Below are 12809 nucleotides of genomic sequence, written 5' to 3' on the forward strand. Positions count from 1 at the left end.
CTAATTAGTTCGGTTTTTTTTGTTAAAAAACCTTCTAATTATATAGTTTCTTATAATACTTAGTAGTGTAAAATAAAAGGTTAAAACAATGTTTTTCTTAGAATTACTTTCTATTCCAAGAATAGGGAAGATAATGTTTAAAGAAAGTATAGTTATAAAAAAGCCAATTGATACATTAATGATACTTTCTATTAAAGATTGTTTTTTAGTTTGACTCATAAAATAGCTGCGTTTTAGATGTAACCTTGTTGTTCTCAATATGTATTATCCTATAGCCATAAGTTTCACTATCAATTTTTATAGAGCAGCTGGAGCTTTTAATTTGAAATGATACTGCTGGTGTGATATATTGTTCAATATTTTTATAAGAAATGAAACTATCCATATGATAATGACCACAAAAAATAGTAATCATGTAGGGTTGTATGGAAAGTAATGATAAAACATCTTCTCTATTTCTTAAACAACCAATCTCATCTACTTTTAAGGGCAGACCAAGTATTGGATGATGTATAAAAATAATAATAGGTGTAGAACTAACAAGTTCTCTTTTTAACCAAGCAAATTGACTGTTATCAATTTGACCCGATGAAGAATCTAAGTAAATGTATTTTCGATGTAATTCTTGTCGGCTATAATATAGTTTGTTGGGCTCTTTTGTCTTTTCATAATTTAAATATTTTTGAACTTTTCTTAAAGAGTCATGGTTGCCTAGTGTGACAGATAGATTAAAACCATTACATTGAGTAAAGAAGAAATCTAAGCTATTATTTTCACCGATATCCCCAGTACATACAATTTCTTTAATACCTTGTTTTAAAATATCCTGTAGAACATTACTTAATCTATTTCTTGTAGAAATTTTATTTTCTTTAGGTAGTTTCTCATCTAAATGTGAGTCAGTAATATGAGCTATTCTTTTTAACATAAGTTATTCTCTTTATAACAAAAATAACTAAGCTTGTAAAGTAAGATTTATAAAATCTTGCTGATTTTGTTTCTCCTATAAGTAGTAGGGGAAATTCCAAAATAACTTTTAAAAATATTTGAAAAGTACGGAGTATTGTCAAAACCACAATCAATAGCAATTTCAAAAACAGATTTTTTTGAATGTTCTAATTGTTGCTGCGCATTTTTTAAACGGACAAAAGTCAAATACTCTAAAGGAGTATTTCCTGTTACCTCACTGAATAATCTATGCAGATAATATTTACTAACACCAATACTTGTACTTAATTTTTCTAATGTAACTTTAAGATTAAAATTATCATTTATAAATTCTTTAGTAGAAATAACATGTTTGAAAATTTCTTTTTTTGTATTGTATTTAATGATTTTTAATTCAGAAAACCTCTTTTCTAAATCTACTTGTTCTTTAATTACAACTTCGGAAAGCTTAATAAACAAATCGTGCATTTGAAGTTTAAAAACAGAAGGATTATTGTTAAAAAGAAAGATTGTTTTATATAGCTGATTACCAACTTCACTGTTGTAACTTGATTGTGGGAACTCAAAAAAATCTAAAGAATAATTACTATTAGAATACAAATTGTTGTATATCTCTGATATTAATTGATGAGATAAGAAAAGAGAAAACCCTTTAGTGCCTTGAAAGGCTTTAGTGTTAATATTATTATCGTTTAAGATTAAATATTGTCCAGAAGAAACATGAATGTCTTTATTATTTAGATTATAGCACTTAGAGCCTTCAATAACATATTTTAATGTATAGGTAGATTTATAATTTACTTCAATATCTTCATTATGTTCAGAATATAATATTTTATTGTCAAGCTGATGTGAAAAATTTGGAAGCTTTGTTACTTTTTTAAATTCAACCATAGTTAAAATAGAAATAAGATATTATATAAAGTTAAAAAAGCAACCTCAAATGAGATTGCCTTTTAAAATATGTTTTAAAGCTTTTTATTAAGCGTTTAATGGTTGTCCATCCCAAGCTGCTTTCGCTGCTTCTTTTACTGCTTCAGAGTATGTTGGATGTCCATGACAAATACGAGCTAAATCTTCCGCAGAAGCTCTGTATTCCATCGCTACGGCAGCTTCCATAATTAAGTCAGCTACACGAGCACCTACCATGTGAACTCCTAATACTTCATCGGTATTTTTATCAGCCAATACTTTTACAAACCCGTCTAAATCTCCACTTGCACGAGAACGCCCTAATGCACGCATAGAGAATTTTCCAGATTTATAATCAACACCAGCGTCTTTTAATTCTTGTTCAGTTTTACCAACAGCTGCTACTTCTGGCCATGTATAAACAATTCCAGGAATTAAGTTATAGTCAATATGAGGTTTTTGTCCTGCTAAATATTCAGCAACCACAACACCTTCTTCTTCTGCTTTATGTGCTAACATAGCTCCACGAACTACATCACCAATTGCATAAATGTTAGAAACGTTAGTTTGTAAATGATCATTTACTTCAACCATTCCTCTTTCAGTAACTTTTACACCCGCTTTTTCTAAAGCTAATCCTTCAGTATACGGACGACGACCCACTGAAACTAAACAGTAATCACCAGTGAAAGTAACCTCTTCACCTTTTTTATTGGTAGCTTTTACCACTACTTCATCACCATTTCTTTCAACAGAAGTCACACCGTGACTAGTATTGATTTTCATACCTTGCTTCTTTAAAACTTTAGTAAGCTCTTTAGAAACATCTTTATCCATAGTAGGAGTAATTGCAGGCATAAATTCGATAACAGTTACCTCAGCACCTAAACGCTTGTAAACTGACCCTAATTCTAAACCAATAACACCACCACCAATTACTAATAAGTGCTTAGGAACTTCAGGAAGTTTTAAAGCTTCAGTAGAAGTTATTACACGCTCTTTATCTATAGTAATAAAAGGTAAAGAAGATGGTTTAGAACCAGTAGCTATAATAATGTTAGTACCTTCGATTACTTCTTCAGCACCATCATTCTTAGTGATTTTTACGTGAGTAGCATCTTCAAAAGATCCTAAACCTTCGTAAACTTCAATATTATTTTTATCCATTAAATATTTGATACCTCCTGTAGTAGTTTCTACTACATTTGCTTTACGAGCTACCATTTTTCCGAAGTCAAAAGAAGGCTTCTCAACAGAGATACCATGCTCTTCGAAATGATTTACTGCATCATAGTAATGATGAGAAGAATCTAATAAAGCTTTTGAAGGAATACATCCAACATTTAAACAAGTTCCACCTAAAGTTGAGTATTTTTCGATAATAGCAACTTTAGAACCTAATTGAGCGGCTCTGATAGCAGCAATGTACCCTCCTGGACCAGAACCAATAACGATTAAATCGTATTTCATGAGTTGTGTTTTATTTTTTCATAAATAATGAGGTACAAAAGTACAATTATTTGTCGATAAAATTAGTTTTCATATCTTTAAAACTTAAATTCGTTGTATGAAAATTCTCAAAAAAATTATAGGATTATTACTAATACTATTGGTAATTGCACAACTTTTTCAGCCAGAAAAAAATGAAGGAAAAATAACTACAGTTGAGCCTTTTATAAAAGAGACTAAACCAAATGATCAAGTACATAAAATACTAAAAAAAGCATGTTTTGATTGTCATAGTAATTCAACCCGATATCCTTGGTATAGTAGTATTACGCCAGTGAACTATTGGTTGGCTGACCATATAAATCATGGAAAAGAAGAATTGAATTTTTCTGAATGGGCTACCTATTCTCTAAAAAGAAAAGAACATAAGATGGAAGAAGTTTGGGAGGAAGTAGAAAAAGGAAAAATGCCATTAGATTCATATACTTGGACACATGCCGATGCTCGTTTAACTAAAGAAGAAGTTGAGCAAGTAATTAACTGGGCTAAAAGTGTACAAAGTAAGTACAAAATACAGTTAGCGAACTAAGAATTAATGCAACAACTTTTAATAATTGGGTATGTTTGGATTGAAAAAACTACCGGAGCTGGTAACCGAATGTTACAGTTGCTCAACGTTTTTAAAAATCAAAACTATACCATCACTTTTGCAACTCCTGCTCAAAAAACTGAAAATTCTTTAAACTTATCAGAGTTAGGAGTTCAAGAGCAATCGATTGAATTGAATTCAAGCTCTTTTGATGATTTTGTTAAAGAACTGCAACCTGATGTTGTATTGTTCGATCGTTTTATGATGGAAGAACAATTCGGCTGGCGTGTTGCAGAACATTATCCGAAAGCTTTACGGGTTTTGGATACAGAAGATTTACACTTTTTACGCAAAACACGTCATCAACAATTAAAAAAAGGAAAACAATTTTCGACAGAAGCTTTGTTGAAGTCAGATGAAGCAAAGAGAGAAATAGCTGCTATTTTACGTTGTGATATGAGTCTGATTATTTCAGCTTATGAAATCCAGCTTTTGAAAGAGGTTTTTAAGATTGATGAAGCTTTGTTATATCATTTGCCTTTTTTGTTGGATAAAATAGATGCTGAAGTTATTCAGAATTGGAAGTCTTTTGAAGAACGAGAACATTTTGTGTTTGTTGGAAACTTTTTTCATGCTCCAAATGTCGATGCCGTTTTACAATTAAAAAGAATATGGAAACATATCAGGAAACAACTACCCAAAGCAGAATTGCATATTTATGGAGCTTATGCTACGCAACAAATTAAGCAATTGCATAAACCAAAAGAAGGGTTTATAGTTAAAGGTTTTGCAGAAGATGCACTAGAAGTAGTTAAAAATGCTAGAGTAGTGTTAGCGCCAATTCGTTTTGGAGCGGGAATTAAAGGGAAGTTAACTGAAGCAATGGAATGTGGAACCCCAAGTGTTACCACTTCGATAGGAGCAGAAGGAATGCATGCTGATTTACCTTGGAATGGATTTATAGAGGATGATTTTGAGAAGTTTGCTAACAAAGCTATTGAGCTGTATACTTATGATATTCTTTGGAAAAAATCTCAACAAAAAGGTATAGAGATTATTAATTCACTGTATGATAAAGAAATGTTAGAGATTCCTTTTATGAAGAGAGTTAGAAAAATCCAAGAAAACCTTGATGTACATCGTACACAAAATTTTCTGGGAAGTTTGTTACAACATCAAACCTTACAGGCTACAAAATTTATGAGCAAGTGGATTGAGGAAAAAAATAAATAAAAAAAGAGCTTTCAAATTTGAAAGCTCTTTTTTTATTTATAATACATAGCCCATTCATCAGCAACATCAATAAATGTTATAGTTGTTTTATTGGTATTAGGGGTAAAGTATAACATAATATTATCATAATTGTGAAGTCCGCCGTTCCCTGTAGTCTTGTCTACTCCCCAATAAGGATAATTGTTTTCATAGGGTTCTGGATTAGTTGAAATGTGTTTTATACCATTTGCATATAGGTAGGTTACTGTAAAATCTATACCATTATATTTTTCATATGAAGTTATAGAAAAATCTTTACTGATGATTAACTTACTTCTTTCAGTTCTATCATGACTACCATGATTATAATGACCATCATACTTCATAAAATTCCATTCACCAACAAAAGCTCTTTGGTCGTTTACACCAACAGGTACATAAAAATCTTCAACATCATTCCCTAAGAATACAATAATGTTTGAAGAATCAACATTTAAATCACTAGGTTGCCAATTACTGAGTACAAAATCTGGAGTGAAAATGTCTACATAATAACTATTTGAGGTGATGTTTTTTGATATTGAGAATTTTCCTGAACTATCAAAATTACCAACATGTATTGGGTTAGTTTCATTGAAATAATCTTCTTTACTAGAATAAATAGCTATTTTAAAATCAGCAAAGTTATACTGGTTTGCATATTCCTGTGGTATTTTATCTATTTGAATATTAATATAGTATTCGGTAATAGAGTCACTGCTGCTACAGCCAATAATAAACAAACCAATTAAGGCATAAATAATTTTTTTCATAATGATTTATTTTAAAAAAGAAGCTAAAGTAAATAAATTAGATCAATTAATTATGCTTCAACAGTCATCTGTTTTAGATGTTTTATCACCAAAAAAATGTAGAGTTTTATGGGATTCCTTGTAAGTTTTTAAAGAGTATGAGAGAAAGAAGTCTATGTTTAGTTATATCAAGATATAGCTGAGTGCTCTCGAAAGCTTTTAAAGTAAGAGTTGTTTTTAGGAGGTTCATTTTGTGTCCAGTAACTCAAAACTGAACTGGTGTAAAGTTTATACTCCTTTTTTTAATTAGTAATCTTTTTTGTAAATAGGTTAAAAAAAATCCAAGAAAACCTTGACGTACATCGTACACAAAATTTTCTTGGAAGTTTGTTACAACATCAAACCTTACAGGCTACAAAATTTATGAGCAAGTGGATTGAGGAAAAGAATAAAAAATAGAACTTATTCAATTTTAATATCTACCGAAGTTCTACTTTGCCATCCAGTAACATCAATTACAGAAATTTGACAATGGTAATCACCAGAATCAATATCAGTAGGAATTGTAATGTTTTGCACTATTTCATATTCTTTGCGATTATTGTCAATAGTATAGTTCTCCATAAAAATTAAAGGAGAAACAGGATCTTTTATAGGAGATAATTCACAACTAGAACCTTGATCATCGTGTGTGTGATGGTCAAAGTTATGATGGATATCGATAGCATAAGTAGCCAATGCAATGTTATCAGATACTTTTACGCGTATTGTGTATTCCTTACCTTTTTCTAATACAGTACACGACTTGGGAAAACCTTCGTTGTAATTTATGGTAATAGTTGGTTTTTCAGTATCAGGCTCTTCTGATTCACTACTACAACTTACATTTAATAAGATTAGTAGCAGAAAAGCACTAGTTATTTTTAATAATTTCATAATGGTTTGTTATTACAAAAGACTACTTGAAAAACCAAGTAGTCTTTTGGGGTATGATTACTTTATTTCGATTGGAATAGACAATTTTACCATTTCACTTTCACCGCTTTCTTTAGCGTAGATGTTTAACCAGTAGCTTCCTACAGGAGCTCCAGGAATTAAATCGTAGTGATAATGTATGTGTGGATTTTTAACTCCTTCATACAATTCTTTAGGTAAAATAGAAATTACTTTATCCCACTTTCCAACTTCAACATTTTGTCCTTCTCTCCATTCTTCGAACCAAAACTCATATTTAATTTCAGTAACAGTATTATTACCAGAAACATATTCAAATTCTGTGTGTAACTCATCTTTTCCAAAAGCGATTGAGTTGTTATCACCAATTTCTAAGTCTTTAAATTTTTGAATGATATGTAACTTTTTAGTGATGGCACTTTTAGTTCCGTCTTCATGTTCAACTGTAATTTTAAACTTATAAACTCCTTCAGCAGGTGTAAAAGAAGGATTGTATTTGTTCTCTTCATCAAAATATACATGATAATGTATGTGAGGGTTTAATTGACCTTCATAACGATCAACAGGAACTAAGTGATTATTTAATTCCCAAATTAGCTCACCTGTATTGACTTTTGGAACATCAAAAGCTTCAACATCAAAATAAATTTTAGAAATCCTACTAGTTCCTTCATAGTCAAATTCAATATGAACATCTACGTTTGATTGTGGTAAAACAAAATCAGAATTACCTAACTCTATGCTTTTAAAGCGTTCTGTATTGATGTTTTCATCAAAAGTTTCTGGTATGTTATCTTCATCACTACAAGAAATAATTAAAAGACTTACAAAGAATAAGATTGCTGATTTAAATGTGTTTTTCATGATTAAAAAAATTAAATGATTAAAATGTTTGTATAATTGTTATTGAAAAGTTTCTTCCAGGTTCAGGAACTTCTATAAGCCTATAGAAACTCGTGTGGTCGAATACTTTGTTATTTAAAATGTTATTTAACCTCCCTTGAATTTTAAGAGGTTGTTTTTTAGAGAAAAGGTCTACACTAGTATGCAAGCCAACATTTATTAATGAATACCCTCTTGTCGTTTTTTCAGGAGGTACAATGTTGTTTTGATCCGAAACCAATCGTACACTTGAGAATAGTTTAGTATCGCCAAAAGTTAACCAAGGATTCAATGTATATTCAAGCGAGACAACTCCTGTTAATGGAGGAGAAAAAGGAAGTGTGAAATTTTTCTTTTTCCCGCTTAACTGCTTTGCTTTTACATACTCTAAAGAACCAGTGATCGAAAATTTATTGATAGGTTCATATTGGATCATAATTTCACCACCATATCTAAAAACTCGACTTTGACTGTATTGATACTTTTGAAGCGTTTCGTAGTACTCTGAAGTTGGACTTAAATAGATATAATTATCAAAATAATTGACAAAAGGTGTGATTTGAATAGAGGCTTTATTATAATTAGCTTTAAACTCTCCATCTATTTGATAAGAACTTTCAGGCTCTAAATCAAGACTTCCTTCTTCATATCGATACATGTGATAGTTTACTCCGTCAGAAGCCAATTCGTTTGCTAAAGGAATTCTAAAACTCTTACCTACATTTATTTTATACGACGTGTTTTTAAGCCCATAACTCAATCCAGCAGAAGCACTAAAGCTCCCAAAGGTTAAATTCTTTTTTTCTGAACGCTGTAGTTGTTGTTGAGTAGTATTTCCATTGTCGTCGGTAACTGGAGATAAAAACCATTCGTAATATGGTTGTGTTTTTACTATACCATAATCGTAGCGTACACCACCATCTAAATATAAATTGTTGTTGAGCTTAATTTGATCGTATACAAAAGCTCCAACTGTAAAGCGTGTGTATTCAGGAATAAGAAATCCCCAACCATCAATAGCATTATCTTGATATTCTAAGTTTATACCCGTGGTAATTTTATGTTTTTCAAAACTGTGTAATTGATTTTTTACATTAAGACTATAAGTGTTCTTTTTAAATAAACGTTCCATTGTAGATGACGGCTTGGGCATATAACCATGCGGAACAGGTTCTGAATGTTCTTCGCGATGATTATTTTGAAGCCCAAGCTCAACATCTAACGTGTAATTGGGGAATAGAAAACTGGTATTATTCGTTATTTTAAAATGATTGACTTTATGATGGGGTAAATCAATATCTCTATGATTACGATCGTAATCTATTTTAGAGGTTCTAACTTCTAGACCATGAGCATTAGCGAAAAAACCATTTTTAGAATTTACATTGCTAAATGAAGTTATAGAACTAATATTATCTGAAACATAACCTATATAAACCCCAACATTATGATTGTATCCTGCTGTGTTACGTAAGTAATTTTTATGTAAGTCAAAAATGTAATTATCGTACGTAATTTTTTTAGTAGGAACTTTATAGTCGCCATAATCTTCATGAGTTATTCTAGCTTTGTAATACCAATGATTATAACGTTGTCTAATACCTAAAGAAACACCATAAAAATCGTTATTACTTCTATTGGTAAGGTTTAACTCTCCTGAAAAAGAATTTACATCGGGTAGTAAGTTGTTTTTCAAGCTAATTACACCAGATATTGCATCTGAACCATAGAGCAGAGAAGCAGCTCCTTTAGTAACTTCTATATTATCAATATTGTATTGATCTATTTCTAAACCATGGTCGGCTCCCCATTGTTGCGCTTCGTGTTTTATACCGTTTTCAACCACCACAACTCTATTAAAACCTAAACCTCTAATGGTAGGTTTGGATTGACCAGAACCAATAGTTATTGTGCTAACTCCTGGTATATCTTTAAGAGTTTGCATTAAACTATTGTCTCTGTTTTTCTCTAAAAAACCAACATCAATCCTTTGTGTATTACTGGAGAATTTTGTTAGTGTTTTTCTAGGGGTTTGAGAAATTATCACCTCATTCAATACTGAGTTGTTTTGTGTGAGAGGGATAACTATTACTGAATTTGTAGGAGAAATGTTTTCTTGATAAGTAACATATCCAACATGAGTAACAGTTAAGAGATACTCTTTGTTTAAAAGTTTGAAAAAAGTACTATTTCCTTTAGTGTTTGTGTACGCGTGCTTTGAACCGATACTCACGTGAGCATTGGGTAACTCACTTTGTGTTGTTGCATCAATTACCTTAATAGTAACAGAATTAGTTTTCTGACTAAAAAGAATAGCATGAAACAATACACAAAATAAAGCACCTAAGCTTTGTTTTGTCATTGTAAATAGAATTAAAAACGAATTGTAGCAGTTGAACAGTAAGTGCTCAACTATTGATTAAATAATATAGAACAGACAGTTAACTAATAGAAAAAGTAAATAGTAAACACAACACAGACCTAGTAGGTTCACATGCATGTACATTTACATTTACAACTATTCTTAATACAAGAAAGAGTTAAGTATGTTCTAAAATTAATATGTTATGAGTAAGTTGGAGGTCCTCTAAGTTTTCTATTCAGAGAATGATAAGAAGATAAGATAATCGACTTGTAATTATCTACTATTATCTTACCAGGAAGAATAGCTAAAACTTGTGAGAAATTTTGTGTAGGTACATCAAAAGAAGCAAAAGAAAAATAACAAATATCACAATGGTCGTTTACCGATTCGTGTAAGTGAGTAGATTTTTCTTTACAGTTATTATGGTGTGCTTCATTTTCATGATGATGGGTAGCTTTTATAAGAATAGGAAGCATAAGAAGAACCACCAAAGACAAAGAGGCGATTTTACTAAATATGCTATTTTTATTCAAGCTCATTTTTTATAACTGTAGGGAAACAAAAGTAAGTGCTTAGCGAACTTTTTATATGTGAAATTGTGTTAATTTTTTCTAAAAAAAATAGTTCCTTTCTTATGTAAAAGGAACTATTTAAAGTTATAAAATTTTATTTATTAATTCTTGTCAATCAATCCAGCACGTCTTAATAAAGCATCTGGTTTTGGCTCTCTACCTCTAAAACGTTTGTATAACTCCATAGGTTCTTCTGTTCCTCCTTTAGATAATACATTGTTTCTGAATTTATCCGCAACCTCTTTATTAAAAACACCTTTTTCTTTAAAATATTCAAAAGCATCGGCATCTAGTACTTCTGCCCATTTATAGGAGTAATATCCAGCTGAGTATCCGCCTTGAAAAATATGAGAAAAAGAAGTGCTCATACAGTTTTCAGCTACATCAGGATATAATTTAGTTTCAGCAAAAGCATTTGTTTCAAACTCTTTAACATTAGTAATTGTTTCAGGAGAATCTCCAGAATGCCAAGACATATCTAATAAACCAAAACTTAATTGACGCAAGGTTTGCATTCCTTCATGGAAACTCGCAGATTCTTTAATTTTTTCAACATATTCCATAGGAATAATTTCTCCAGTTTCGTAATGTTTTGCAAACAACTCCAACGCTTCTTTTTCGTAACACCAGTTTTCTAAAACTTGGCTAGGTAATTCTACAAAATCCCAAGAAACAGAAGTTCCTGATAAGCTTTTATAAGTCGTATCAGCAAGCATTCCATGTAAGGCGTGACCAAACTCGTGGAATAGGGTAGTAACTTCGTTAAAAGTTAATAAAGAAGGCTTGGTTTGCGTAGGTTTGGTAAAGTTACAAACGATAGAGACTTGTGGTCTTTCATTTGTACCATTACTCATATACTGTGATTTGTACGAAGTCATCCACGCACCGTTGCGTTTTCCTGGTCTTGGATGAAAATCAGCGTAAAAATAAGAAACAAAATTACCATCAGTATCAGTTACAGCATACGTCTTAACATCTTCATGATACTTATCAATAGTGTCAATTTCTTCAAATTGTAAGTTATACAATTTGTTAGCTACAGTAAATACACCATCAATTACATTTTCTAACTTAAAATAAGGTTTTAGTAATTCTTGATCTAAATTAAACAACTCTTTTTTTAGTTTTTCAGAATAGTAAGCACCATCCCATTTTTGTAACTGGTCTATTCCGTCTAGTTTTTTAGCATAGGCCTCTAAATTATTAAACTCACGTTGTGCAGCAGGTTTTGCTTTTTCTAACAATTCATTTAAAAACTCCATAACCTTTTCAGGGGTTTCTGCCATACGATCTTCTAATACAAAATGAGCGTGGGTTTTATAACCTAATAGGTTTGCACGTTTGTGGCGTAAGGTTACAATGTCTTTTACAATTTGCTCATTGTTGTATTCATTTTGTTGGAAACCCTTTTTACCAAAAGCTATTGCTAACTTTTTTCTCAATTCTCTATTATCAGCATAGGTCATAAAAGGAATATAGCTAGGATAATCTAAGGTAATCATCCAACCCTCTTTACCTTTTAAGTTAGCAAGTTCTTTAGCAGCTTCTTTAGCGCTTTCTGGTAAGCCTGCTAAATCATCTTCATTCGTAATTAATAATTCAAACGCATTGGTTTCTGCCAATACATGCTCTCCAAACTGTAACGATAATTTTGCTAACTCAGCATCAATTTTACGAAGCTCAGTCTTGTCAGCTTCCTTCAAGTTAGCTCCATTGCGTGTAAAACTTTTATACTGTTTATCTAGCAACATTTCTTCTTCAGGAGTCAAGTTTAAATCAGAAAGTTGATCGTACACAGTTTTTACACGTTTGAATAACTTTTCATTCAAAACTTTATCATTCTCAAACTCACTTAACCAAGGAGAAATATCTTTTGCTATTTTTTGAATTTCTTCATTTGTTTCAGCAGAGTTTAAGTTGAAAAAGATAGAAGTAGCTCTATCTAATTTATTACCTATGTTATCTAAAGCAACTGTAGTATTTTCAAAAGTTGGAGCTTCAGAGTTTTCTACAATAGCATCAATTTCGTCTTTAGCTATTTGTATAGTTTCTTTTATAGCAGGTTTATAATTTTCTTCTTTAATTTGAGAAAAAGGGGGAGTATTAAAATCTTTTAGAAGTGGATTCATTTTTTG

Annotated in this window: 13 protein-coding genes; 3 read left to right on the forward strand and 10 right to left on the reverse strand. The window is 31.1% G+C overall.

Annotated elements, in window-relative coordinates:
- The 4 genes from ACKTTR_RS15755 to lpdA form a co-directional block, all read right to left on the reverse strand.
- Nucleotides 1-219: a DUF7220 family protein gene (locus tag ACKTTR_RS15755; RefSeq protein WP_456243488.1), complete on the reverse strand. Its 219-nt coding sequence runs from the start codon at nt 217-219 to the stop codon at nt 1-3.
- Entirely contained in the window at nt 206-928 is a 723-nt protein-coding gene (locus tag ACKTTR_RS03190) for a metallophosphoesterase family protein (RefSeq protein WP_408026491.1), read from the reverse strand. Before ACKTTR_RS03190 ends, ACKTTR_RS15755 begins: the two co-directional genes overlap by 14 nt.
- A gap of 47 nt (nt 929-975) precedes the next feature.
- Nucleotides 976-1842 (reverse strand): helix-turn-helix transcriptional regulator, encoded by an 867-nt coding sequence (locus tag ACKTTR_RS03195; RefSeq protein WP_408026492.1) that lies wholly within the window; start codon nt 1840-1842, stop codon nt 976-978.
- An 87-nt stretch (nt 1843-1929) separates the two neighbouring features.
- Entirely contained in the window at nt 1930-3330 is a 1401-nt protein-coding gene (gene lpdA / locus ACKTTR_RS03200) for a dihydrolipoyl dehydrogenase (RefSeq protein ID WP_408026493.1), read from the reverse strand.
- 97 nt (nt 3331-3427) lie between these two features.
- Here lpdA and ACKTTR_RS03205 point away from each other — a divergent pair, with 97 nt between their 5' ends.
- Nucleotides 3428-3898 (forward strand): heme-binding domain-containing protein, encoded by a 471-nt coding sequence (locus ACKTTR_RS03205; protein WP_408026494.1) that lies wholly within the window; start codon nt 3428-3430, stop codon nt 3896-3898.
- A 6-nt stretch (nt 3899-3904) separates the two neighbouring features.
- Entirely contained in the window at nt 3905-5131 is a 1227-nt protein-coding gene (locus tag ACKTTR_RS03210) for a glycosyltransferase (RefSeq protein ID WP_408026495.1), read from the forward strand.
- Between the two features lie 32 nt (nt 5132-5163).
- On the opposite strand, the gene ACKTTR_RS03215 is transcribed toward ACKTTR_RS03210, so the two are convergent.
- Entirely contained in the window at nt 5164-5922 is a 759-nt protein-coding gene (locus ACKTTR_RS03215; protein ID WP_408026496.1) for a hypothetical protein, read from the reverse strand.
- Between the two features lies 1 nt (nt 5923).
- Between ACKTTR_RS03215 and ACKTTR_RS03220 the strand changes: the two genes are divergently transcribed.
- Nucleotides 5924-6046, forward strand: a complete 123-nt coding sequence (locus tag ACKTTR_RS03220) for a hypothetical protein (protein ID WP_408026497.1) — start codon at nt 5924-5926, stop codon at nt 6044-6046.
- Nucleotides 6047-6363: 317 nt separating this feature from the next.
- Here the strand turns inward: ACKTTR_RS03220 and ACKTTR_RS03225 are convergent, their stop codons facing one another.
- The 5 genes from ACKTTR_RS03225 to ACKTTR_RS03245 all read right to left on the reverse strand — a co-directional run bounded on the left by ACKTTR_RS03225 (nt 6364) and on the right by ACKTTR_RS03245 (nt 12803).
- The gene (locus ACKTTR_RS03225; RefSeq protein WP_408026498.1) at nt 6364-6837 is read right to left on the reverse strand and encodes a DUF4625 domain-containing protein; all 474 of its coding nucleotides are present in this window, start codon (nt 6835-6837) and stop codon (nt 6364-6366) included.
- Nucleotides 6838-6894: 57 nt separating this feature from the next.
- A complete protein-coding gene (locus ACKTTR_RS03230; protein ID WP_408026499.1) occupies nt 6895-7719 on the reverse strand; it encodes a hypothetical protein in 825 nt (274 codons plus the stop codon).
- Between the two features lie 19 nt (nt 7720-7738).
- A complete protein-coding gene (locus ACKTTR_RS03235; RefSeq protein ID WP_408026500.1) occupies nt 7739-10099 on the reverse strand; it encodes a TonB-dependent receptor in 2361 nt (786 codons plus the stop codon).
- Nucleotides 10100-10302: 203 nt separating this feature from the next.
- Nucleotides 10303-10641: a hypothetical protein gene (locus ACKTTR_RS03240; protein ID WP_408026501.1), complete on the reverse strand. Its 339-nt coding sequence runs from the start codon at nt 10639-10641 to the stop codon at nt 10303-10305.
- A gap of 134 nt (nt 10642-10775) precedes the next feature.
- Nucleotides 10776-12803 carry a M3 family metallopeptidase gene (locus ACKTTR_RS03245; protein WP_408026502.1) on the reverse strand — a complete coding sequence of 676 codons (2028 nt, stop codon included), beginning with the start codon at nt 12801-12803 and terminating at the stop codon, nt 10776-10778.
- Between the last annotated feature and the right edge of the window lie 6 nt (nt 12804-12809).

The organism is Tenacibaculum litoreum, assembly GCF_964513915.1.
Lineage (GTDB): Bacteria > Bacteroidota > Bacteroidia > Flavobacteriales > Flavobacteriaceae > Polaribacter > Polaribacter litoreum.

Bases quoted from the DNA above. Each gene is read 5' to 3' on its own strand.
- ACKTTR_RS15755 (WP_456243488.1), bottom strand. From the start codon at position 219: ATGAGTCAAACTAAAAAACAATCTTTAATAGAAAGTATCATTAATGTA.
- ACKTTR_RS03190 (WP_408026491.1), bottom strand. From the start codon at position 928: ATGTTAAAAAGAATAGCTCATATTACTGACTCACATTTAGATGAGAAA.
- ACKTTR_RS03195 (WP_408026492.1), bottom strand. From the start codon at position 1,842: ATGGTTGAATTTAAAAAAGTAACAAAGCTTCCAAATTTTTCACATCAG.
- lpdA (WP_408026493.1), bottom strand. From the start codon at position 3,330: ATGAAATACGATTTAATCGTTATTGGTTCTGGTCCAGGAGGGTACATT.
- ACKTTR_RS03205 (WP_408026494.1), top strand. From the start codon at position 3,428: ATGAAAATTCTCAAAAAAATTATAGGATTATTACTAATACTATTGGTA.
- ACKTTR_RS03210 (WP_408026495.1), top strand. From the start codon at position 3,905: ATGCAACAACTTTTAATAATTGGGTATGTTTGGATTGAAAAAACTACC.
- ACKTTR_RS03215 (WP_408026496.1), bottom strand. From the start codon at position 5,922: ATGAAAAAAATTATTTATGCCTTAATTGGTTTGTTTATTATTGGCTGT.
- ACKTTR_RS03220 (WP_408026497.1), top strand. From the start codon at position 5,924: ATGATTTATTTTAAAAAAGAAGCTAAAGTAAATAAATTAGATCAATTA.
- ACKTTR_RS03225 (WP_408026498.1), bottom strand. From the start codon at position 6,837: ATGAAATTATTAAAAATAACTAGTGCTTTTCTGCTACTAATCTTATTA.
- ACKTTR_RS03230 (WP_408026499.1), bottom strand. From the start codon at position 7,719: ATGAAAAACACATTTAAATCAGCAATCTTATTCTTTGTAAGTCTTTTA.
- ACKTTR_RS03235 (WP_408026500.1), bottom strand. From the start codon at position 10,099: ATGACAAAACAAAGCTTAGGTGCTTTATTTTGTGTATTGTTTCATGCT.
- ACKTTR_RS03240 (WP_408026501.1), bottom strand. From the start codon at position 10,641: ATGAGCTTGAATAAAAATAGCATATTTAGTAAAATCGCCTCTTTGTCT.
- ACKTTR_RS03245 (WP_408026502.1), bottom strand. From the start codon at position 12,803: ATGAATCCACTTCTAAAAGATTTTAATACTCCCCCTTTTTCTCAAATT.